The following is a 22324-nucleotide window of genomic DNA, read 5'->3' on the forward strand; positions in this document are numbered from 1 at the left end:
TGTGCGTCGGCCAGTGCTTTCGCTGTGTTCGGCACCGCCGGGGTGCGCCGCGGTGGTTCGCCGTTGCGGCGGAGTTAAGAATCAGTGACGCCGGGCCAAGGCCAGGGTCCGGGTCGCTTCGGTGACCACCGCCGCGTCGATGAACGTGCCGTCCGGGAGGGCCTGCGCCGAGCTGTTCCCGGCTGCCGCCCTGACGATGGTCTCGGCCTTGTCGATCTCCTCCTGGGTGGGGAGGTAGGCGCATTCGATGATCGGGAGCTGGCGGGGGTGGATGGCGGCCCGGCCCAGAAAGCCCAGGGCCCGGCCGTGGGCGCAGGTCGCCGCCAGGCCGTCCAGGTCGCGGACATCCGGATGGACCGACTGGGGTGGCGGAGCGAGGGCCGCCGCCCGCGCCGCGTTGACGATGCGGGAGCGGGGCCAGTCGAGGCCGCTGTCGCACCGTACGCCGAGGTCGGCTCGGAGGTCGGCCTCGCCCAGGGAAATGCCGCGCAGGGCGGGGTGGGCGGAGGCGATGGCGTAGGCGTTCTCGATGGCGAGGGCGGATTCCAGCAGCGCGTACAGGGGTGGTCGGCTGCCGTCGGTGCCTGTTCTGTCCGTCGTGTCGGTGATGTCGCGGGGGGACGTCACCTTCGGCAGGCGGAGCCCCGCCACGCCGGGGAGGGCGGCCAGCGTCTTCAGGTCCGTGTCGGCCCAGGGGGTGGCCAGGGCGTTCACGCGGACGTGGACCGGGGTGGGGTGATGTGGCTCGGAGAGGAGTTCCGCCGTGGCGGCTCGGGCGTAGTCCTTGCGGTCGGGGGCGACCGCGTCCTCCAGGTCGATCACGACGACGTCGGCGCCCGCAGTGAGAGCCTTGCACACCACCTCAGGTCGGTCTCCGGGGGCGTAAAGCCAGGTCAGGGGGGTCACAGGGCGCCCTCCGCGCGGAGGGCGGCCAGTTCGGCGGGGGTCAGGCCCAGTTCGGTGAGGACCTCGTCGGTGTCCGCGCCGTGCGGGCGGCCCGCCCAGCGGACGGCGCCGGGGGTGGCGGAGAGGCGGAACAGCACGTTCTGCATGCGCAGGGGGCCCAGGTCCGGGTCGTCGACGGTGGTGATGGTGTCCAGGGCCGCGTACTGGGGGTCGGTCATCACGTCTCGTACGTCCTGGATCGGGGCCACCGCCGCCTCCGCCTTATCGAACGCCGCCAGGACCTCGTCGCGGGTGCGCTCGGCGATCCAGCCGCCGACCGCCTCGTCGAGGACGTCCGCGTGGCGGGCGCGGTCGACACCGGTGGCGAACCAGGGTTCGTCGATCAGGTCGGGGCGGCCGACCAGGCGCATCACGCGTTCCGCGACGGACTGGGCCGAGGTCGAGACCGCGACCCAGCTGCCGTCGGCCGTGCGGTAGGTGTTGCGCGGGGCGTTGTTCTGGGAGCGGTTGCCGGTGCGGGGCTGGACGTGGCCGAGCTGGTCGTACCAGAGGGGGTGCGGGCCCAGGACCGTGAGGATCGGTTCGATGATCGCCATGTCGACGACCTGGCCCTCGCCGGTGCTCTCGCGGGCGGCGAGGGCGGTCATCACGGCGTACGCCGTGGCCAGGCCGGCGATGGAGTCGGCGAGGCCGAAGGGCGGGAGCGTCGGGGGCGCGTCCGGTTCGCCGGTGATCGCGGCGAAGCCGCTCATCGCCTCGGCGAGGGTGCCGAAGCCGGGGCGGTGGGCGTAGGGGCCGAACTGGCCGAAGGCGGTGACGCGGGCGAGGATCAGGCGGGGGTTGACGGCGGACAGCTCCGGCCAGCCGAGGTCCCATTTCTCCAGCGTGCCGGGGCGGAAGTTCTCGATGACCACGTCCGCGCCGGCGGCCAGGCGGCGCAGGGTGGACTGGCCGCCGGGCTTGGAGAGGTCGAGGGTGATCGTGCGTTTGTTGCGGCCGAGGTGTTTCCACCACAGGCCGATGCCGTCCTTGGCGGGGCCGTGGCCCCGGGACGGGTCCGGTTTGGTGGGGTGCTCGATCTTGATGACCTCCGCGCCGAAGTCGCCGAGGAGGGTGGCGGCGAGGGGACCGGCGAAGAGGGTGGCCATGTCGAGGACGCGGAGGCCGGTGAGGGGTGGGGTGTGCGTGCTCATTGCGTGAACTGGGCCTCGATTTCTGAGCGGTACGGCATGGAGGTGGAGGCGCCCTCGCGCTGGACGGACGGGGCGGCGAGGGCGCCGACGAAGATGTCGCCCGCGCCGGTGGAGTCCACGGCGGTGACCTCGCGGGGGTCGGGGAGGCCGGGGAGGGCGGCGGCCTCGTGCTCGTCGGGCACCAAAAGGATCGTGCGGACGCCGTGGGCCCGGGCCGGCTCGGTGCCCGCGACGACAGTGGAGAGGGGGCCCTCCGTGGTCATCGAGACGGTGGCGCCCGCGCGGGCGGCGGCGATCGCCTGGTTGGCGCCCTTGCCGCCGGGGATCGTACGGAACTCCCGTCCCGTCACGGTCTCGCCGCGTTGCGGGGCCTTCTCGACGTACGCCACGAGGTCCACGTTCGTGCTGCGGAGGACGGCGATACGGGTCATGCGCGGGTCGCCTCCAGGTGCGTGAGGTGGGCCAGCGTGTCGAAGCCGGTGCCCTGGAAGTCCGCGATGGAGGTGGCGAGACGGTTCTTGAGAGGAGTCGTCCAGTGGTCGGGCAGCGCGGTGGGGGCCCCGGCGAGCAGGGCGGCGATGCCGCCGGCCGTCGCGCCGTTCGAGTCGGTGTCCCAGCCGCCGGAGACCGCACGGCAGATGGAGCCGGTGAAGTCGCCGTTCGCGTGGGTGAGGGCGGCGGCGATCAGGGCGGTGTTGGGGATGGCGTGGACCCAGTGGTAGGCGGCGTGGTGGGCGTGGAGTTCGTCCACGACCGTGTCGAAGTCCTCGTGGGACTCGGCCAGTCGGACGGCGTGGCGGACGGCCTCGGCCAGCCGGGAGCGCGGGGGCACGACGGTGAGACCGGTGCGCAGGCTGGTGTGGACGTCGGCGGTGCCGGTGGCCGCGGTGGCGATGGTGGCGGCGGTGAACATCGCGGCGTAGACGCCGTTGGCGGTGTGGGTGAGGGTGGCGTCCCGGTGGGCCTGTTCGGCGGCCGCGGCGGGGTTGCCGGGGTTGGTCCAGCCGTGCAGGTCGGCGCGGATGAGGGCGCCGATCCATTCGCGGAAGGGGTTGCGATGGCGGGCGGTGTGCGGGGGCTCGACGCCGGTGAGGAGGTTGCGGTAGGCGACGCGTTCCGCGGTGAAGGCGCGGCCGGCGGGGAGTTCGTCGAGCCAGAGGGAGGCCACGTCCGTGGTGGTGAACCCTCTGGTGTGGCGTTGGAGCAGGAGCAGGTTGAGGAGGGGGTAGTTGAGGTCGTCGTCCTCGGGCATGCCGTCGATGTTCTCGGCGAGGGAGGTGCCGGCCGAGCGGCGGTTCCAGGGGTAGGTGTCGAGGAGGGGCTGGGGGACTCCTCGGGCCGTGAAGTAGGTGTTCAGGGGCCAGTTGCCGGTGGCGCGGGCGAGTTGGCGGATGCCGGTGAGGGGGAGCTTCTCGACCGGCTTGCCCAGCAGGCAGCCGACGGCTCGTCCCAGCCAGGCGGCGTGCAGGCGTGGCTCCAGGTCGGCCGGGGGGCTGGGGACGCGGCCCGGTGACGGCCAGTTCGGGCACAGGGCCTTGATCCTCCGCAGGTCCGTCGGCTCTCTGTCCGCCAGCAGGCTCGGCAGGTCCGCCAGTTCGTCCAGCAGGTCCTCTGCCAGCTGGCGCAGATAGCGGGAGGCCGCTTCCGGGGAGGCGCCCGCGTGGGCCGGGGCCTCGGGGCCGCCCGCCGCCTGCCAGCGTTTCTCGACGGCCGTCGGCCGGCGGCCGTCCTGGTGTGCCTGGCGGATTTCGTGGCCGATCAGGTCCTCGGGCTGGACCCAGGTCAGGCGGAGCATACGGTGCCTCCCAACGCGGTGAACAACTGCTCGTGGGTACGGCGCCGGTGTACGTCCCGTTGGAAGATCTCGGCGGTGACTTCGCTGAGCGTGCGCGCCGGTTCCCACAGGTCGAGACGGCTGGCCTCCGCCACCGTCTTCGACCACTCCTCGGGCACCGGGGAGCCCAGCGCCCCGGCCAGCGCGCCCGCCATCGTGGCGATCGAGTCGCAGTCGCGGCCGTAGTTCACCGACCCCAGGACCGCCTGCCGGTAGTCGCCGCCCGCGACCAGCAACATGCCCAGCGCGACGGGGAGTTCCTCGATCGAGTGCAGCCGGGACGGGCGGCGGGCGCCGAGGGAGGGGGCCCGGTAGTCGGGGCCCACCGTGTCGTACGGCGCCACTGCCTTCCGCAGCGGTGCCAGGGCCGACTCGAAGTCCGAGTACGCGGACGCCACTTCGCACACCGCCTCGATCGCCGCCCGCGTGCCGTCCTTCGCCAACTCCAGGCATGCCGTCACCACCGACTCCGGTGTCGCCCCGGGGCTGCACGCCGCCGCCACGGCCGCCGCGAAGACGCCCGCCGCCTCGCGGCCGTACGACGACTGGTGGGCGCCCGCGACGTCCAGCGCCTCGGCGTGGGCGCCCGCCGGGTTGGCCGCGTTGACCAGGCCGACCGGGGCCATGTACATCGCGGCACCGCAGTTGACGATGTTGCCGACGCCGGCCTCGCGGGGGTCGACATGGCCGTAGTGCAGCCGGGCCACCAGCCACTTCTCCGCCAGGAAGATCCGGTGCAGGGGGAGGGCCTCCGACTCCAGCTCCGGGATCCAGCGCGGGGTCGTCATCAGGTCCGGGACCAGGTGGTCGGCGACCGCGTAGGCGTCGAGGTGGTCGCGGACCCGGGCGTAGACCCGGACCAGCGCGTGGGTCATCAACGTGTCGTCGGTGACGTGGCCGTCGCCCTTGTGGTACGGCGCGATGGGGCGGGCGGTGCGCCAGGCCTCGCCGTTCCAGGGGCCGACGACGCCGTGGACGCGGCCGCCGTGGCGTTCGGCGATCTGGTCGGGGGAGTAGCCCTCGACGGGACCGCCGAGGGCGTCGCCGACGGCCGCACCGACCAGGGCGCCGGTGATCCGGTCGCTGAGAGAGTCTGCTCGGCTTTCTTCTCCTTTGGGGGTCATGAGCCGAATCATCCTCCTGGCGGGGCCGGTTGCGCGGCTTCCAGGAGTTCGGCGAGTTCCACGAGGTCGGTGCCGGTGAGGCGGGGGAGTACGCAGCCGGAGAGGTGGCGGCAGGTGTCGCGCCAGGACGCCGGGATCGCCGCGCCGCCGCCGAGCGCGCCGGTGAGGGCGCCCGCGAGGGCCGGGGCCGAGTCCGCGACGCGGGAGAGGCAGGCCGCCGCGGGTACCGCCTCCGCGATCCGGCCGTGCGAGACGACGGTGAGGGCGAGGGCGACCGGGACCGTCTCGGCGGCGGCGATGCCGTAGCTGTAGACGTGGTCCACGATCTGGTGTTCCAGGAGGGGGATCAGCGCGAAGGCGCTGACGGCGTCCGCCGCGAGGCTCAGGGCGTGGCGGGCGTTGCGGCCGATCTCCGTCTCCTCGGGCAGCTCGGCGAGCGCGGCCGTCACGCAGGCGTGCGGGTTCGCGCCCGTCAGGGCGAGGGACACGGCGGCGGCCATCGCGCGGGCGCCGTGCACGCCGTCGCCGTCCTGGGTGTAGCGGGCGTCGAACTCGGCGAGCGACGCGGCGAGCGCGGGGTCGCCGGGGTGGGCGACGGCCAGTGCGCAGGCCCGTACGCAGGCCGCGTCGTCGAAGTAGTGCGGGTTGTCGTGGCCGGTGGCGGGCGGGCGCAGGCCGGCGGCGAGGTTGCCGAGGCCGGCCCGGACGGAGATGCGGGCGCGCAGCGGGAGGACGGCGGACTCGATCTCGGGGGCGCGTTCGGCCGCGGCCGCGACCTCGCTGGCGACCGCGTTCCAGGTGAGGTCGATGGCGGCGCGGACCCGGCGCTCCCGGCTGAGGTCGCCGAGGACCGTGTCGTCACCGGCCCGCAGCACCGCCTCCGCGGCGAACACCGCCCACTCGGCGTCGTCGGAGGGGCCGAGGCGGAGGGGTTCCGGGGGCTGGTTGAGGGCGATGGGGACGGGGAGGGTGGTGGTCGCGTTGTGTTCGGCGAAGGTGTCGAGTTCGCGGGTGAGGCGGCGGGTCCACTCGGGCATGCGCGCGGCCCGGTGGCGGGCGGCGGGCCAGCCTGCGGCGTCGCCCGCGGCCAGGCCCAGCAGCAGGCCCTCGACTCGGCGGGTCACGGTCGTGCCTCGTCCTGGTCGGGGGAGGCGAGGACGAAGGCGGTGGGGTCGGGACGCGGCCAGGCGTTGTCCCGTGGCGGGTCTGTCTCCCATACGGGATCGGTCGCTGATTCGAGATCGGTCCCCTGTACGAGAGCTGCGCCTTCCTCCACCTCCGGCGTCAGCAGGTCCGCCACGTCCAGTACGTGGTGACCGGCCATCGACGGCAGGCAGCTCCCCCGCGCCGGGCCGATCGGCGCCGCCCACTCCTCGGGGATCGCGGACTCGCCCTGCGTCGCGCCTGCCAGGGCGCCCGCGACGGCGGCGGTCGTGTCGGCGTCGCGGCCCATGTTGACGGCCGTGAGCACCGCCTCCTTGAAGTCGCCGTCGGCCGCCGCGTACGCGCCGAAGGCCAGGGCGACGGCCTCGGGGGCGAGGTCGGTCCACGGGTAGCCGCCGATGACCACGGCGGAGCGGACCGCGCGTTCGCCGCGGTGGGCGACGGCGACGGCACGGCGCAGCGAGCGGGCGGTCCAGGAGTCGTCCGGTACGACGGCGAGGGCGGAGGCGACCACGGCGATGGGCGGGGCGCCCGCCATCGCCGCCGCGACCCCGGCCGCGACCGCCTGGCCACCGTAGATGCCCTCGCCCTCGTGGCTGACCGAACCGTCGATCGCGACCAGGCGGGCCGCCTCGGCGGGGCGGCCCGCGGCGAACACCCCGAAGGGTGCGGCGCGCATCGCGAGGCCGTCGCTCCAGGCGTGGCGGTGCTGGGCGGAGATGGGGGCGGCGAGGCCGCGGCGGAGGTTCTCCAGGGTGCCGCGCTCGCTGAAGCCCGCGCCCCGGAACTGCCCCTCGGCGCGGTCCGCGATCCAGGCGTGCCAGGCGGCCTCCGCGTGCGCGGGTGTGAGGGCGGAGCCGTGCCGGGCGAGCAGCAGGCCCGAGAAGATCGCGTACTCGGTGTCGTCCGTGCCCGACGGGCGGTCGGTGACGTAGCCGGTGATACGGCCCCAGCGGGCGCGGATCTCGGAGGGCTTCAGGTTCTCGGCGGGCGCGCCCAGGGCGTCGCCGACGGCGAGTCCGAGCAGGGCGCCGCGGGCCCGGCGGCGGAGTTCGGCGGCGTCCCCGGGGGCCGGGACCGAGGGATCGCAGGCGATCGATGGCATCGCGGCCTCTCCTCTCAGGGCTCTCGCAGAAGCGCCTCGGGGCCTTCGCTCAAAGCCACCTCTCAAGGCGCGGAACCCTTTGCGGAACTGTCCCCGGTGCGGTGTGTGGCGCAGCCTCACCGGCCCCAGCGTCACCCGGTCGACATGTGAGCGCTAACTGATTCTGATGAGCGGGAAACGGTAAAACCGCAGGTTAGCGCAGCCTTTCCTTGCTGGCGTGGGCGGAAACAGGGACGTAGTCTGGGCGTCGTCGAAAAGTAGAACTCGTCCAAATAAGCTTTCTGGGGGACCGGTATGGCCATCATCGACACCGAGGCGACGCTGCACGAGGCGCACCGCGACAACCACACGCACCGCGATGTGAACGGCGGCTGGTTGCGCCCCGCCGTCTTCGGCGCGATGGACGGTCTGGTCTCCAACCTCGCCCTGATGACCGGTGTCGCGGGAGGTTCGGTCAGTCAGCAGACCATTGTCCTGACCGGGCTCGCGGGTCTCGCCGCCGGTGCCTTCTCCATGGCCGCCGGTGAGTACACGTCGGTGGCCTCGCAGCGTGAGCTGGTCGAGGCCGAGCTGGATGTCGAGCGGCGCGAGCTGCGCAAGCACCCCAAGGACGAGGAGGCCGAGCTCGCCCGGCTCTACGAGGCGCGCGGCGTCGAGCCGGGGCTCGCCCGTGAGGTGGCCCGGCAACTGTCCGAGGATCCCGAGCGGGCGCTGGAGATACACGCCCGCGAAGAGCTCGGCGTCGACCCCGGGGATCTGCCGTCGCCGCTGGTCGCCGCGGTGTCGAGCTTCGGCTGCTTCGCGCTGGGCGCCCTGCTTCCCGTACTGCCGTATCTGCTCGGGGCGACCGCGCTGTGGCCGGCGGTGCTGCTCGCGCTGTTCGGGCTGTTCGGATGCGGTGCCGTGGTGGCCAAGGTGACCGCGCGGACCTGGTGGTTCAGTGGGTTCAGGCAGCTCGCGCTCGGTGGCGCGGCGGCCGGTGTGACGTACGCCCTGGGCAGTTTGTTCGGAACGGCCGTAGGATAAGGCAGCTCCGACTATGCGTTGGGCCGCATAAGTAGCCGTTACTCGCTGGTTTCGAGCGTTTAACCACTGGGCATGAGCCGTAAGCGCTGTGGGCAATGAGGCCTGCGGCGCGCCTCAAGGGTGAGCGACGCTGCTTTCCCGATCTTCCGGACCGGCGGACATCGATCTGTCCGCCGCGGTCCCCACATACTTCCGCCGCCCGTGCGCGGTACCCATGCCGCGACCCGCGGCGTCCGCATGTTGGAACGGTGTATCCGGTTCCCGAGAACCGCTCCATCATGTAACCTGCACGAAATTTTGATCTCAAGCAGAGGGCCAGCGTCGTCCCTCGGCACTTCGCACATGCCACATGACGACGGGAGAGCCGATGCGTACGCCGCGCCAGCCGTCCCAGCACTCCACGAATGGCCAGAACTGGTCGTTCATGGATGCTCGCCCTGCCGCGCAGGGTATGTACGACCCCCGCAACGAGCACGACGCCTGTGGCGTCGGCTTTGTGGCCACCCTCACCGGTGAGGCGAGCCATGCGCTGGTCGAGCAGGCGCTCACGGTTCTGCGCAACCTGGAGCACCGCGGGGCCACCGGCTCCGAGCCGGACTCCGGGGACGGCGCGGGCATCCTCGCCCAGGTGCCGGACGCCTTCTTCCGTGAGGTGGCCGGATTCGATCTGCCGCAGACCGGTGGCTACGCCGTCGGTATCGCCTTCCTGCCGGAGGACGGCACCGACGAGGCCGTCTCACGCATTGAGACGATCGCGGCCGACGAGGGCCTGACCGTCCTCGGCTGGCGCGAGGTCCCCGTCGCCCCCGAACTGCTCGGCGCCACCGCCCGTTCGACGATGCCCGCCTTCCGGCAGCTCTTCGTCACCGACGGCGCCGCAGTGCCTGCCACGGGCATCGACCTCGACCGCAAGGCCTTCGTGCTGCGCAAGCGCGCCGAGCGCGAGGCCGGCGTCTACTTCCCGTCGCTGTCCGCGCGGACGATCGTCTACAAGGGCATGCTGACCACGGGCCAGCTGGAGCCCTTCTTCCCGGACCTGTCCGACCGCCGGTTCGCCTCCGCGATCGCGCTCGTGCACTCCCGGTTCTCCACGAACACCTTCCCGTCGTGGCCGCTCGCGCACCCCTACCGCTTCGTCGCGCACAACGGTGAGATCAACACCGTCATGGGCAACCGCAACTGGATGCGCGCCCGCGAGTCCCAGCTGTACTCCGACCTGTTCGGCTCCCCGGAGAAGCTGGAGCGGGTCTTCCCGATCTGCACGCCCGACGCCTCCGACTCGGCGTCCTTCGACGAGGTCCTGGAACTGCTGCACCTGGGCGGCCGTTCGCTGCCGCACTCCGTGCTGATGATGATCCCGGAGGCGTGGGAGAACCACGACTCCATGGACCCGGCCCGGCGCGCCTTCTACCAGTTCCACTCCACGATGATGGAGCCCTGGGACGGCCCCGCCTGCGTCACCTTCACCGACGGCACCCAGGTCGGCGCGGTTCTCGACCGCAACGGCCTGCGCCCCGGCCGCTACTGGGTCACCGACGACGGCCTCGTCGTCCTCGGCTCCGAGGTCGGCGTGCTCGACATCGACCCCTCGAAGGTCGTCCGCAAGGGCCGCCTGCAGCCCGGCCGCATGTTCCTCGTGGACACCGCCGAGCACCGGATCATCGAGGACGACGAGATCAAGGCGACCCTCGCCGCCGAGCACCCCTACGCCGAGTGGCTGGAGGCGGGCGAGATCGAGCTGAGCGACCTGCCCGAGCGCGAGCACATCGTGCACACGCACGCCTCGGTCACCCGCCGCCAGCAGACCTTCGGCTACACCGAGGAGGAGCTGCGCGTCATCCTCGCCCCGATGGCCAGGACCGGCGCCGAGCCCATCGGTTCGATGGGCACCGACTCGCCGATCGCCGCGCTGTCGGACCGCCCGCGCCTGCTCTTCGACTACTTCACCCAGCTCTTCGCCCAGGTCACCAACCCGCCGCTGGACGCGATCCGCGAGGAGCTGGTCACGTCCCTGCGCAGCTCGCTGGGCCCGCAGGGTAACCTGCTGGAGCCGACGGCCGCGTCCTGCCGTAGCGTCGTGCTGCCCTTCCCGGTGATCGACAACGACGAGCTGGCCAAGCTCATCCACATCAACGCCGACGGCGACATGCCCGGCATGAAGGCCGCCACGCTGTCCGGCCTGTACCGGGTGAGCGGCGGCGGTGACGCCCTGGCCGCGCGCATCGAGGAGATCTGCGCCGAGGCCGACGCGGCCATCGGGAACGGCGCCCGCCTGATCGTCCTGTCCGACCGGCACTCGGACGCCGAACACGCGCCGATCCCGTCGCTGCTGCTCACCGCGGCCGTCCACCACCACCTCATCCGCACCAAGCAGCGCACCCATGTGGGCCTGCTGGTCGAGGCCGGTGACGTCCGCGAGGTCCACCACATCGCCCTGCTCATCGGTTACGGCGCCGCCGCCGTCAACCCGTACCTGGCGATGGAGTCCGTCGAGGACCTGCTGCGGGCCGGCACCTTCATCAACGGCATCGAGCCCGAGAAGGCCATCCGCAACCTGATCTACGCGCTCGGCAAGGGCGTGCTGAAGGTCATGTCCAAGATGGGCATCTCGACCGTCGCCTCCTACCGCGGCGCCCAGGTCTTCGAGGCCGTCGGTCTCGACGAGGCCTTCGTGGAGAAGTACTTCAACGGCACCACCAGCAAGATCGGCGGCGTCGGCATCGACGTCATCGCCAAGGAGGTCGCCGCCCGGCACGCCAAGGCCTACCCGGCGAGTGGCATCGCGCCCGCGCACCGCGCCCTCGACATCGGCGGCGAGTACCAGTGGCGCCGCGAGGGCGAGCCGCACCTGTTCGACCCGGAGACAGTCTTCCGCCTCCAGCACTCCACGCGCACCGGCCGCTACGACGTCTTCAAGAAGTACACCGAGCGCGTGAACGAGCAGTCCGAGCGCCTGATGACGCTGCGCGGCCTGTTCGGCTTCAAGTCCGACCGCAAGCCGATCCCGCTGGACGAGGTCGAGCCCGCCTCCGAGATCGTCAAGCGGTTCTCGACGGGCGCCATGTCGTACGGCTCCATCTCCAAGGAGGCGCACGAGACCCTCGCCATCGCCATGAACCAGCTGGGCGGCAAGTCCAACACCGGTGAGGGCGGCGAGGACCCGGAGCGCCTGTACGACCCGGCGCGCCGGTCCTCGATCAAGCAGGTGGCGTCCGGCCGCTTCGGCGTGACGTCCGAGTACCTGGTCAACTCCGACGACATCCAGATCAAGATGGCCCAGGGCGCCAAGCCCGGTGAGGGCGGCCAGCTGCCCGGCCACAAGGTGTACCCGTGGGTGGCGAAGACCCGGCACTCGACGCCGGGCGTGGGGCTCATCTCCCCGCCGCCGCACCACGACATCTACTCCATCGAGGACCTGGCCCAGCTGATCCACGACCTGAAGAACGCCAACCCGCAAGCGCGCATTCACGTCAAGCTGGTCTCGGAGGTCGGCGTCGGCACGGTCGCCGCCGGTGTGTCGAAGGCGCACGCGGACGTCGTGCTCATCTCCGGCCACGACGGTGGTACGGGTGCTTCTCCCCTGACGTCCTTGAAGCACGCCGGTGGCCCCTGGGAGCTCGGCCTCGCGGAGACCCAGCAGACGCTGCTGCTCAACGGCCTGCGCGACCGGATCGTCGTACAGACCGACGGCCAGCTGAAGACCGGCCGTGACGTGGTCATCGCCGCGCTGCTCGGCGCCGAGGAGTTCGGTTTCGCGACCGCCCCGCTCGTCGTCTCCGGCTGCGTGATGATGCGCGTGTGCCATCTGGACACCTGCCCGGTCGGTATCGCCACACAGAACCCGACGCTGCGCGACCGGTTCACCGGCAAGGCCGAGCACGTGGTGAACTTCTTCCAGTTCATCGCCGAGGAGGTCCGCGAACTGCTGGCCGAGCTGGGCTTCCGCTCCATCGAGGAGGCCGTCGGCCACGCCGAGACCCTCGACGTCACCCGGGCCGTCGACCACTGGAAGGCGCAGGGCCTGGACCTGGCGCCGCTGTTCCACGTGCCCGAGCTGCCCGAGGGCGCCGTGCGTCACCACGTCGTCGCGCAGGACCACGGCCTGGAGAAGGCGCTCGACAACGAGTTGATCAAGCTCGCCGCCGACGCGCTGAGCGCCTCCTCCGTGGAGGACGCCCAGCCGGTGCGCGCCCAGGTCGCCATCCGCAACATCAACCGCACGGTCGGCACCATGCTCGGCCACGAGGTGACGAAGAAGTTCGGCGGCGCGGGCCTGCCCGACGACACCATCGACATCACCTTCACCGGCTCGGCCGGCCAGTCCTTCGGCGCCTTCGTGCCGCGTGGCATCACGCTGCGCCTGGAGGGCGACGCCAACGACTACGTCGGCAAGGGCCTGTCGGGTGGCCGTGTGATCGTCCGCCCGGACCGGAACGCGGACCACCTCGCCGAGTACAGCGTCATCGCGGGCAACACCCTCGCGTACGGCGCGACCAGCGGCGAGATGTTCCTGCGTGGCAAGGTCGGCGAGCGCTTCTGCGTCCGCAACTCCGGCGCGCTGGTCGTCTCCGAGGGCGTGGGCGACCACGGCTGCGAGTACATGACGGGCGGTCACGCGGTGGTCCTCGGCGAGACGGGCCGCAACTTCGCGGCCGGTATGTCCGGCGGTGTCGCGTACGTCATCGACCTCGACCGCGACAACGTCAACGTCGGCAACCTGGAGTCGATCGAGGCGCTCGACGACACCGACAAGCAGTGGCTGCACGACGTGGTGCGCCGCCACCAGGAGGAGACCGGATCCACGGTCGCCGAGAAGCTCCTGGCCGAGTGGGACACGGCGGTCGACCGCTTCAGCAAGATCATCCCCAGCACGTACAAGGCAGTACTCGCCGCCAAGGACGCCGCCGAGCGAGCCGGTCTCTCCGAGTCCGAGATCACCGAGAAGATGATGGAGGCGGCGATCAATGGCTGACCCGAAGGGCTTTCTGAACCACGGCCGTGAGGTCGCCACGTCCCGCCCGGTCGAGGAGCGCGTCAGGGACTGGAACGAGGTCTACGTCCCCGGCTCCCTGCTGCCGATCATCAGCAAGCAGGCCAGCCGGTGCATGGACTGCGGCATCCCGTTCTGCCACAACGGCTGCCCGCTGGGGAACCTGATCCCCGAGTGGAACGACTACGCCTACCGCGAGGACTGGGGCGCCGCGTCCGAGCGGCTGCACGCCACGAACAACTTCCCGGAGTTCACCGGCCGTCTGTGCCCGGCTCCGTGCGAGTCGGCGTGTGTGCTCGGCATCAACCAGCCGCCGGTCACCATCAAGAACGTCGAGGTCTCGATCATCGACAAGGCGTGGGAGACCGGGGACGTGGCCCCGCAGATCCCCGAGCGCCTGTCCGGCAAGACGGTCGCGGTCATCGGATCCGGTCCCGCCGGTCTCGCCGCCGCCCAGCAGCTGACCCGGGCGGGCCACACCGTCGCCGTCTACGAGCGCGCGGACCGCGTCGGAGGCCTCCTCCGCTACGGCATCCCCGAGTTCAAGATGGAGAAGCGGCACATCAACCGCCGGATCGAGCAGATGCGCGCGGAGGGCACCCGCTTCCGCACCGGCATCGAGATCGGCCGCGACCTGAAGGCGACGGACCTGAAGAAGCGGTACGACGCGGTGGTGCTGGCCGTCGGCGCCACCACCGCCCGCGACCTGCCGGTCCCCGGCCGGGAGCTGAAGGGCATCTACCAGGCCATGGAGTACCTGCCCCTGGCCAACAAGGTCCAGGAGGGCGACTACGTCACCCCGCCGGTCTCGGCCGAGGGCAAGCACGTCGTCGTCATCGGCGGTGGCGACACCGGCGCGGACTGCGTGGGCACCGCCCACCGCCAGGGCGCGGCCTCGGTCACGCAGCTGGAGATCATGCCCCGCCCGAACGACGAGCGGAACCCCGTCAACCAGCCGTGGCCGACCTTCCCGATGCTGTACAAGGTCACCTCGGCGCACGAGGAGGGCGGCGAGCGGATCTACTCCGTCTCCACGACCCACTTCGAGGGCGACGAGGACGGCAACGTCCAGTGGCTGCACCTGGTCGAGGTCGAGTTCGTCGACGGCAAGCTGACCCAGAAGCCGGGCACGGAGCGCAAGATCCCCGCCCAGCTGGTCACCCTGGCCATGGGCTTCACCGGCACCGACCGCGAGAACGGCCTGGTCGACCAGTTCGGCCTGGAGCTCGACGAGCGCGGCAACATCGCCCGCGACGCCGACTTCCAGACCAATGTGCCGGGCGTGTTCGTGGCGGGTGACGCGGGCCGTGGCCAGTCGCTGATCGTGTGGGCGATCGCGGAGGGCCGCTCGGCGGCACGCGGCGTCGACCGCTTCCTCACGGGCGCGAGCGACCTCCCGGCGCCGATCCGCCCGACGGACCGTGCGCTGACGGTCTGATCCGACTCAACAAACGTCCCGTACAAAGGCGTACGGAACACCAGGTGGCGCCTGCCCGACCAGTCCCCGACCGGACCGAATGGGCAGGCGCCGCCGCTTGTTCTCAGGCCGGCACGCGCGGTGGCGCGGGAGTGCCGTAATCTCGGCCGCGTGGCAGCCATCAGTCTCAGCAAGGTCGAGCAGACCGCGCCCGCGCTGGTCAGCCTCTACAAGAGCGCCGGGGTTTCGCTCGCCCAGCACGGGCTGGAGGGGCAGCGGGCCGCCGTGTACCTCGTGCTCGACTACTCCGGTTCCATGCGGCCGTACTACAAGGACGGCACGGTGCAGGCGCTCGCCGACCGGGTGCTCGGGCTGTCCGCGCAACTCGACGACGACGGCCGGGTGCCCGTGGTGTTCTTCTCGACGGACATCGACGCGCAGACGCACATCGCGCTCGCCGAGCACCAGGGGCGGATCGAGCGGATCGTGGCGGGGCTCGGGCACATGGGCAAGACCAGCTACCACCTGGCCATGGACGCCGTCATCGACCACTACCTCGACAGCGGCTCCCGGGAGCCCGCCCTGGTCGTCTTCCAGACCGACGGCGGACCCATCAACAAGCTCGCCGCCGAACGGTATCTGTGCAAGGCGGCGAAGCTGCCGCTGTTCTGGCAGTTCGTCGGCTTCGGCGATCCGGGCAGCCGGCAGTTCGACTTCCTGCGCAGGCTCGACGAGTTGCCCGTGCCGGACCGGCGGGTGGTCGACAACGCCGGGTTCTTCCACGCGGGGGAGGACCCACGGCGGGTGTCCGACGCCGAGTTGTACGACCGTCTCGTGGGGGAGTTCCCCCAGTGGCTGACGGCCGCGCGCGAGCGGGGGATCGTACGGCCCGGCTGAGACCGTGCCGACACGCACAGCCAGTCGGCAGATCACGCGCGGGCACTGAGCACGACGTCCCGGCACTCGTCCGGGCCGCCCCAGGCGCCCTGCAGAGCGCGGGCCTTGGTCAGCCAGAGGGACAGGTCGTACTCCGCCGTGTAGCCGATCGCGCCGTGCAACTGGAGCGCCGTACGGGCCGTGGCGTACGCCGCCTCGCACGCCGTGACCTTGGCGGCGGCCACGTCGGCGGGGCTCATGGTGAGTGCCGCTCCGAAGACGAGCGGGCGGGCGAACTCCAGGGCGATCTTCGCGTCCGCCAGCCGGTGCTTGACGGCCTGGAACGAGCCGACGGGAACGCCGAACTGGGTGCGTTGACGGACGTACGCGACGGTCCGGTCGAGCAGGGCTGCTCCGACGCCGAGGGCCTGGGCGGCGGTGGCCAGGCGCGCCCAGGTGAGGGCCTGTTCGGTGGGCGGGGTGGGGGAGAGGAGTTCCCCGCCGGGGAGGAGGGGGGTGAGGCGGCGGGCCGGGTCCAGGGAGGGGCGGGCGGGGGTCGCCGGGCCGGGCGAGAGGCGGAGACCGTCGGGCGTGAGAGAGAGGTGGACGGCGGCCGCGTCGCCGTCGAGGGCGTACCACTCGTGCGGCGCCAGCGTGACCATGGTCCCGCCTGCCGCGAGGGACGGCAGGAAGCGTTTGGCGAGGGCCGGGTCCGTGAGCAGCGCGGCCGCCGTGACCGTCTCCACCAGCGGGCCGGGTACCGCGTGCCGCCCCAACTCGACGAAGGCGACGGCCAGTTCCACGGGCCGGGCGCCCAGTCCGTCGTACTCCTCCGGTACGGCCAGCGCGAACACGCCCGCCTCGGCGATACGGGACCACAGTGCCCGCCCGCCGGAGTGGTCGCCGCGGCTCCAGCCCCGTATGACCGAGGGCGTGTCGGCGGAGGTGAGCAGGGCGTCCAGGGAGGCGGCGAAGGCGCGGTGTTCGGGGTCGAGGAGGAAGCGCATCAGCGGCGTCCCTTCGGCAGGCCCAGCAGGCGCTCGGCGATGATGTCGCGCTGGATCTCGTTGGTGCCGGCGTAGATCGGGCCGGCCAGGGCGAAGACGTACGGCTCGGACCACGCCGTGTCCGCCGGCTCGCCCTCCGGCCCGAGGAGGTCGAGGGCGGTCTCGTGCAGCGCGATGTCGTACTCGGACCAGAACACCTTGTTCAGGCTGGACTCCGCGCCGAGCGGCTCGCCGTCGAGGAAGCGGGAGGCGGCGGCGTAGGTGAACAGCTGGTAGGCGCGGGCGCCGATGAGGGCGTCGGCCACACGGGCGCGCGTGGCGTGCGGGCTTCCTCGAGTCCGCCACAGCCGGTGCAGGCGGTCGGCGGCGGCCAGGAAGCGGCCGGGGGAGCGGAGCGTGAGGCCGCGTTCGTTGGCCGCTGTCGCCATGGCGACACGCCAGCCCTGGCCGGGCTCGCCGATGACGTCCTCGTCGGGGACGAAGACGTCGTCCAGGAAGATCTCGGCGAAGGCCGGTCTGCCGTCCAGGCGGGCGATGGGACGGACGGTGACGCCGGGGGCGCGCAGGTCGAACATCAGGTACGTCAGGCCCTCGTGGGGCTTCGCGGTGTGCTGCTCGCTGCGGAACAGGCCGAAGGCGCGGTCCGCGAAGGGCGCACGGGAGGACCAGGTCTTCTGGCCGGACAGCAGCCAGCCGCCGTCGGTGCGGACGGCTCTCGACGTCAGCGACGCGAGATCGGAGCCCGCCTCCGGCTCCGACCAGGCCTGCGCCCAGACGGCGTGGCCCGAGGCCATGGGAGGCAGGACGCGCGCTCGCTGCTCCTCGGTGCCGTGGGCGAAGAGGGTGGGGGCGAGGAGGTGGATGCCGTTCTGGCTGACACGGGCGGGGGCGGCGGCCGCGTAGTACTCCTCCTCGAAGATCAGCCACCGGACGAGCCCGCTGTCCCGGCCGCCGTACGCCGTCGGCCAGTCGACCACCGACCAGCGGTCCGCGGCCAGTTCGGCCTCCCACGCGCGGTGGGCGGCGAAGCCCTCCTCGGTCTCCAGGGAGGGCAGCGGCGCAGGCGGCACGTGCGCGCGGAGCCAGGCCCGGGCCTCGGCGCGGAAGGCGTGCTCCTCCGGTGCGAAGGCGAGATCCATCGGCGCGTCCTCCCGTGTGCTTCCCGTTGTCCGTTGCGCGTGTCTGGTGCGCGTGTCTGTTGCGCGTTGTCCGGTGCGGAGCTTCCCTAACAAGTGTTTGGTAGGTTAGCGTGGTCCTATGACAGGCGTCGAGAGTCCGGCGTATGTGCCCGGACACGGGCTGCTGAAGGGCCGTACCGCCGTCATCACGGCCGCGGCCGGTGCGGGGATCGGCGGGGCGACCGCGCGCCGGTTCCTTGAGGAGGGCGCGCGTGTGCTGATCAGCGACGCGCATGTGCGGCGGCTGAAGGAGTACGCGGCCGAGCTGGAGCGGGAGTTCGCCGGGTCGGTGGCCGCCGTGCCCTGTGACGTCACGGACGAGACCCAGGTGCGGGACCTGTTCGCGGCGGCCGTGCACGAGCACGGGCGGCTGGACATCGTCGTCAACAACGCGGGACTGGGCGGAACCCGCGAGCTGACCGACATGGCCGACGAGCAGTGGTTCCGGGTGGTCGACGTGACGCTGAACGGGACCTTTCGGTGTACGCGGGCGGCGCTGCGGTTGATGAAGGAGGCGGGGAACGGCGGAGTGATCGTCAACAACGCCTCCGTCGTCGGCTGGCGCGCCCAGGCCGGGCAGGCGCACTACGCCGCCGCGAAGGCCGGCGTGATGGCACTGACCAGGTGCGCGGCGGTGGAGGCCGCGCAGTACGGGGTGCGGGTCAACGCCGTCGCGCCCAGCCTCGCCATGCATCCGCACCTGGCGAAGGTGACCACGCCCGAGCTGCTCGCCGAGCTCACCGCGCGCGAGGCCTTCGGGCGGTACGCGCAGCCCTGGGAGGTGGCCAACGTGATCGTGTTCCTGGCGTCCGGGTACTCGTCGTATCTGACCGGAGAGGTCGTCTCCGTCAGCAGCCAACATCCGTAGGCCCACAATGGGTGCCGTGCCGACCAAGAAGAACCCCCAGGTGACCGCCTCCGCACCGGCGCGCCGCCACGAACTCCTGCGCACCGCGGCCGAGGTCTTCGCCGAGCAGGGGTACAACGCCACGACCGTCCGGACCATCGCCGACCACGCGGGCATGCTCGCGGGCAGCCTCTACTACCACTTCGACTCCAAGGAGTCGATGCTGGAGGAGATCCTGCGCACCTTCCTCGACGAGCTCTGGGACGGCTACGACGCCGTCCTCGACGCCGGGCTCGGGCCGAGAGAGACACTGGAGGCGCTGGTCACCGAGTCGTTCCGGGAGATCGACCGGCACCGCGCCGCCGTCGCGATCTACCAGAAGGAGTCCAGGCAGCTGGCGGCGCAGGAACGGTTCGCGTTCCTCGCCGAGTCGCAGCGCAAGTTCGAAAGAGCGTGGCTGTCCACGCTGGAACGCGGGGTCGCCGACCGGGTCTTCCGGGACGACCTCGACGTCCGGCTCACCTACCGGTTCGTGCGGGACACCGTGTGGGTCGCCGCGTCCTGGTACCGGCCGGGCGGGCAGCACAGTCCGGAGGAGATCGCCCGGCAGTACCTGTCGATGGTGCTGGACGGGATCGCCGTACGCACATAGCTCGCATGACTCGTACAACTCGCTGGGGAGTCGTCATGGCCGAGGCCTACATCGTCGAAGCGGTCCGTACGCCCGTCGGGCGACGTGGGGGAGGACTCAGCGGGGTCCACCCGGCCGATCTGGGCGCGCATGTGCTGAAGGAGCTGGTCGCGCGGGCCGGGGTGGATCCGGCGGCCGTCGAGGACGTCGTCTTCGGGTGCCTGGACGCGGTGGGGCCGCAGGCCGGCGACATCGCGCGGACCTGCTGGCTGGCGGCCGGGCTGCCCGAGGAGGTGCCGGGCGTGACCGTCGACCGGCAGTGCGGGTCCTCGCAGCAGGCCGTGCACTTCGCGGCGCAGGCCGTCATGTCCGGGACGCAGGACCTGGTGGTCGCCGGAGGTGTGCAGAACATGTCGCAGATCCCCATCGCCTACGCCACCCGGCAGGCCGCCGAGCCGCTGGGCTTCACGCAGGGGCCGTTCGCGGGCAGCGCGGGCTGGCGGGCGCGGTACGGGGACCGGCCGGTCAACCAGTTCGCCGGGGCCGAGATGATCGCCGCGAAGTGGGGGATCGGCCGGCCGGAGCAGGAGGAGTTCGCGCTGCGCTCGCACCGGCGGGCGGTGCGGGCGATCGACGAGGGGCGCTTCGCGCGCGAGACCGTGCCGTACGGGGACGTGACCGTCGACGAGGGGCCGCGGCGGGACACCTCGCCGGAGAAGATGGCCGCGCTGAAGCCGGTCATCGACGGCGGCACGGTCACGGCCGCCTGCTCGTCCCAGGTCTCCGACGGGGCGGCGGCGCTGCTGCTGGCCTCCGAGCGGGCGGTGCGCGAGCACGGGCTGACGCCACGCGCCCGTGTCCACCACCTCTCGGTGCGCGGCGAGGACCCGATCCGCATGCTGACCGCTCCCATCCCGGCCACCGCCCACGCCCTGAAGAAGACCGGCCTCACCCTCGACGACATCGACCTCGTCGAGATCAACGAGGCCTTCGCACCGGTCGTCCTGGCCTGGCTGAAGGAGACCGGCGCCGACCCCGAGAAGGTCAACGTCAACGGCGGCGCGATCGCCCTGGGGCACCCGCTCGGCGCGACCGGCGCGAAACTGATGACGACGCTGGTGCACGAACTGGAGCGCACCGGTGGCCGGTTCGGGCTGCAGACAATGTGCGAGGGCGGGGGACAGGCGAACGTGACGATCATCGAGCGGGTCTGAGCAGTTCGAGTGACGTCAGTGCCTCCTCTGCTTCCCGCATGGTCCGCTCGACCAGCTCCGCGCACGACGGCAGATCCTCGATCACCCCGGCGACCTGGCCGGACGCCATCACCCCGAGATCCGTCCGGCCGTCCACCATGGACGCCTTCAACAGCATCGGCGTGTTCGCGGCCAGCAGGACCTGGCCCCAGGTCAGGTCCTTGCCGTGCTTCATGGCGAGGCCGTCCCGGAGCATCCGGCGCCAGGTGAGGCCGGAGACCCGCCGGAACCCTGCGGATCGGTGGACGGCCCGCAGGAGTCTCCTGGTCCGGCCGGATCTCTCCAGGGCGTCGACCAGTTCCGTGCGCAGCATGCGGTGGGGCAGGCCGTCGATCGCCGTGGTGACCGTGACGTCCCGGACCGTCGCCGCCAGATACCTGCCCTTCACCGCGTCCGGCACCGTCGAGTCCGACGTCAGCAGGAACCGCGTCCCCATGGCCACGCCCGCCGCCCCGTAGGCCAGCGCCGCGACCAGGCCACGCCCGTCGAAGAAGCCGCCCGCCGCCACGACCGGGATGTCCACGGCGTCCACCACCTGCGGCAACAGCACCGTCGTCGCCACCTCGCCGGTGTGCCCGCCGCCCTCGCCGCCCTGCACGATCACCGCGTCCGCGCCCCACGCCGCGACCTTCTCGGCATGACGCCGCGCGCCCACGGACGGGATGACGACCACGCCCGACTCCTTGAGCGCGGCGATCAGTTCCCGCGAGGGTGCCAGGGCGAAGGACGCCACCCGCACCCCCTCCTCGATCATGATCTGCACCCGGTCGGCGGCGTCCGCCGCGTCGGCGCGCAGGTTGACCCCGAACGGTGCCGTCGTCCGCGCCCCGACCTCCCGTATCGCCGCGCGCAACTGGTCGAGCGTCATCGTGGCCGACGCCAGGATGCCCAGCGCCCCCGCGTTCGCCGTCGCCGAGACCAGGCGGGGGCCCGCCACCCAGCCCATCCCGCTCTGCACGATCGGGTGCGGTACGCCGACCAGCCTGGTGAGCGCCGTCTCCATCAGGACCGCACCTCCCGTTCCCGGGTGTTCGCCGGGTCGATCACCTCGCGGATCAGGCGCAGTTCCTCGAAGCCGGGGGCACGGGTCTCCGGCACCTCGGCCGGGATCGTCAGCGCGAAGCCGGTCGCTTCCCCGACCTGTTCGACGGTCACCCCCGGATGCAGGGAGGCGACCCGCATGGAGCGGTCCGGTGTCGCGAAGTCGAAGACGCCGAGGTCCGAGACGACCCGGGCCAGCCGATGGAAGCGGGCCGTTTCCGGATGGCGCGCGGCGCGGTCGTGGCCGACTCCGCACACCATGTCGACGCGCTCGACGAACACCCGCCGGGAGTGCCGGGGGATCCAGTAACTCGTCGGGTTGTTCAGCGTGTTGACCGGCGCCCCGCGCACGCCGAGCAGCTGCCGGGACGGCTTGGCCCAGTCACCGACGCAGGAGATGTTCTGGTTGCCGTGGCGGTCGATCTGGCTCGCGCCCATCATCACGTGCCGTTTGCCGCCGGTGACGAGGGTGAGGTGCCGGTGGTACGGCAGCCAGCCCTCGGGGTTGCCGTCGGCGTCCACCAGCATCGCCTCGCCGTCGGTGAGCAGCAGGTCCGGCGCGAAGGTGTGCCGGGCCAGCCGGGCGCCGAGGGAGGGGATCAGGCCCATGGGGCTCGCGAGGATCTCTCCGGCCCCGCGCCAGGCTTCGGCGCAGGCGAGCACGCAGTACTCGGCACGGGTGGGCGGGGGCGTCGTCGGCTCGGTCATGGCCGCTCCTGGTGTTCTCGGCGT

The 22324-nt window shown here is 72.0% G+C and carries 18 protein-coding genes; 7 read left to right on the forward strand and 11 right to left on the reverse strand.

What is annotated here, in order from left to right:
- Nucleotides 1-81: 81 nt before the first annotated feature.
- The 7 genes from KWI83_RS04485 to KWI83_RS04515 are packed head-to-tail and all read right to left on the reverse strand — an operon-like array spanning nucleotide 82 to nucleotide 7326.
- Nucleotides 82-906 (reverse strand): CoA ester lyase, encoded by an 825-nt coding sequence (locus KWI83_RS04485; RefSeq protein WP_218512940.1) that lies wholly within the window; start codon nucleotides 904-906, stop codon nucleotides 82-84.
- Complete coding sequence (locus KWI83_RS04490; RefSeq protein ID WP_218512941.1) at nucleotides 903-2099, reverse strand: CaiB/BaiF CoA-transferase family protein; 1197 nt, start codon at nucleotides 2097-2099, stop codon at nucleotides 903-905. The genes KWI83_RS04485 and KWI83_RS04490 overlap by 4 nt, the downstream gene beginning before the upstream one ends.
- The gene (locus KWI83_RS04495) at nucleotides 2096-2530 is read right to left on the reverse strand and encodes a PfkB family carbohydrate kinase (protein WP_218512942.1); all 435 of its coding nucleotides are present in this window, start codon (nucleotides 2528-2530) and stop codon (nucleotides 2096-2098) included. The genes KWI83_RS04490 and KWI83_RS04495 overlap by 4 nt, the downstream gene beginning before the upstream one ends.
- A complete protein-coding gene (locus tag KWI83_RS04500) occupies nucleotides 2527-3894 on the reverse strand; it encodes an ADP-ribosylglycohydrolase family protein (protein ID WP_218512943.1) in 1368 nt (455 codons plus the stop codon). The genes KWI83_RS04495 and KWI83_RS04500 overlap by 4 nt, the downstream gene beginning before the upstream one ends.
- On the reverse strand, nucleotides 3882-5057 hold the full coding sequence (locus KWI83_RS04505; protein ID WP_218512944.1) for an ADP-ribosylglycohydrolase family protein: 1176 nt from the start codon (nucleotides 5055-5057) through the stop codon (nucleotides 3882-3884). The genes KWI83_RS04500 and KWI83_RS04505 overlap by 13 nt, the downstream gene beginning before the upstream one ends.
- An 8-nt stretch (nucleotides 5058-5065) precedes the next feature.
- Complete coding sequence (locus KWI83_RS04510; protein WP_218512945.1) at nucleotides 5066-6181, reverse strand: ADP-ribosylglycohydrolase family protein; 1116 nt, start codon at nucleotides 6179-6181, stop codon at nucleotides 5066-5068.
- Complete coding sequence (locus tag KWI83_RS04515) at nucleotides 6178-7326, reverse strand: ADP-ribosylglycohydrolase family protein (protein ID WP_218512946.1); 1149 nt, start codon at nucleotides 7324-7326, stop codon at nucleotides 6178-6180. Before KWI83_RS04515 ends, KWI83_RS04510 begins: the two co-directional genes overlap by 4 nt.
- Nucleotides 7327-7620: 294 nt before the next feature.
- On the opposite strand from KWI83_RS04515, the gene KWI83_RS04520 reads away from it, so the two are divergent.
- The 4 genes from KWI83_RS04520 to KWI83_RS04535 all read left to right on the forward strand — a co-directional run bounded on the left by KWI83_RS04520 (nucleotide 7621) and on the right by KWI83_RS04535 (nucleotide 15656).
- The gene (locus KWI83_RS04520) at nucleotides 7621-8352 is read left to right on the forward strand and encodes a VIT1/CCC1 transporter family protein (RefSeq protein ID WP_218512947.1); all 732 of its coding nucleotides are present in this window, start codon (nucleotides 7621-7623) and stop codon (nucleotides 8350-8352) included.
- A gap of 367 nt (nucleotides 8353-8719) precedes the next feature.
- A complete protein-coding gene (gltB, locus tag KWI83_RS04525; RefSeq protein WP_218512948.1) occupies nucleotides 8720-13324 on the forward strand; it encodes a glutamate synthase large subunit in 4605 nt (1534 codons plus the stop codon).
- Nucleotides 13317-14780: a glutamate synthase subunit beta gene (locus tag KWI83_RS04530; protein WP_218512949.1), complete on the forward strand. Its 1464-nt coding sequence runs from the start codon at nucleotides 13317-13319 to the stop codon at nucleotides 14778-14780. Before gltB ends, KWI83_RS04530 begins: the two co-directional genes overlap by 8 nt.
- Nucleotides 14781-14930: 150 nt before the next feature.
- Nucleotides 14931-15656, forward strand: coding sequence for a VWA domain-containing protein (locus tag KWI83_RS04535; RefSeq protein ID WP_218512950.1), 726 nt, complete (start codon nucleotides 14931-14933; stop codon nucleotides 15654-15656).
- A 32-nt stretch (nucleotides 15657-15688) separates the two neighbouring features.
- Here KWI83_RS04535 and KWI83_RS04540 read toward each other — a convergent pair whose 3' ends face one another.
- The gene (locus KWI83_RS04540) at nucleotides 15689-16642 is read right to left on the reverse strand and encodes an acyl-CoA dehydrogenase family protein (RefSeq protein WP_218512951.1); all 954 of its coding nucleotides are present in this window, start codon (nucleotides 16640-16642) and stop codon (nucleotides 15689-15691) included.
- Nucleotides 16642-17781 (reverse strand): acyl-CoA dehydrogenase family protein, encoded by a 1140-nt coding sequence (locus KWI83_RS04545; protein ID WP_218512952.1) that lies wholly within the window; start codon nucleotides 17779-17781, stop codon nucleotides 16642-16644. Before KWI83_RS04545 ends, KWI83_RS04540 begins: the two co-directional genes overlap by 1 nt.
- A gap of 118 nt (nucleotides 17782-17899) precedes the next feature.
- Here KWI83_RS04545 and KWI83_RS04550 point away from each other — a divergent pair, with 118 nt between their 5' ends.
- The 3 genes from KWI83_RS04550 to KWI83_RS04560 are packed head-to-tail and all read left to right on the forward strand — an operon-like array spanning nucleotide 17900 to nucleotide 20512.
- Nucleotides 17900-18688, forward strand: coding sequence for an SDR family oxidoreductase (locus KWI83_RS04550; protein ID WP_218512953.1), 789 nt, complete (start codon nucleotides 17900-17902; stop codon nucleotides 18686-18688).
- A 16-nt stretch (nucleotides 18689-18704) separates the two neighbouring features.
- Nucleotides 18705-19319 carry a TetR/AcrR family transcriptional regulator gene (locus KWI83_RS04555; protein WP_218512954.1) on the forward strand — a complete coding sequence of 205 codons (615 nt, stop codon included), beginning with the start codon at nucleotides 18705-18707 and terminating at the stop codon, nucleotides 19317-19319.
- Between the two features lie 35 nt (nucleotides 19320-19354).
- Nucleotides 19355-20512, forward strand: coding sequence for an acetyl-CoA C-acetyltransferase (locus KWI83_RS04560; RefSeq protein ID WP_218513223.1), 1158 nt, complete (start codon nucleotides 19355-19357; stop codon nucleotides 20510-20512).
- Here KWI83_RS04560 and KWI83_RS04565 read toward each other — a convergent pair.
- Entirely contained in the window at nucleotides 20496-21554 is a 1059-nt protein-coding gene (locus tag KWI83_RS04565; RefSeq protein ID WP_218512955.1) for a nitronate monooxygenase family protein, read from the reverse strand. The two genes, KWI83_RS04560 and KWI83_RS04565, sit on opposite strands and share 17 nt — an antisense overlap.
- The gene (locus tag KWI83_RS04570) at nucleotides 21554-22300 is read right to left on the reverse strand and encodes a CoA-transferase subunit beta (protein WP_218512956.1); all 747 of its coding nucleotides are present in this window, start codon (nucleotides 22298-22300) and stop codon (nucleotides 21554-21556) included. The genes KWI83_RS04565 and KWI83_RS04570 overlap by 1 nt, the downstream gene beginning before the upstream one ends.
- Nucleotides 22301-22324 lie beyond the last annotated feature (24 nt).

Origin of the sequence: Streptomyces sp. TRM70350 (assembly GCF_019219825.1) — a bacterium.
GTDB lineage: Bacteria > Actinomycetota > Actinomycetes > Streptomycetales > Streptomycetaceae > Streptomyces.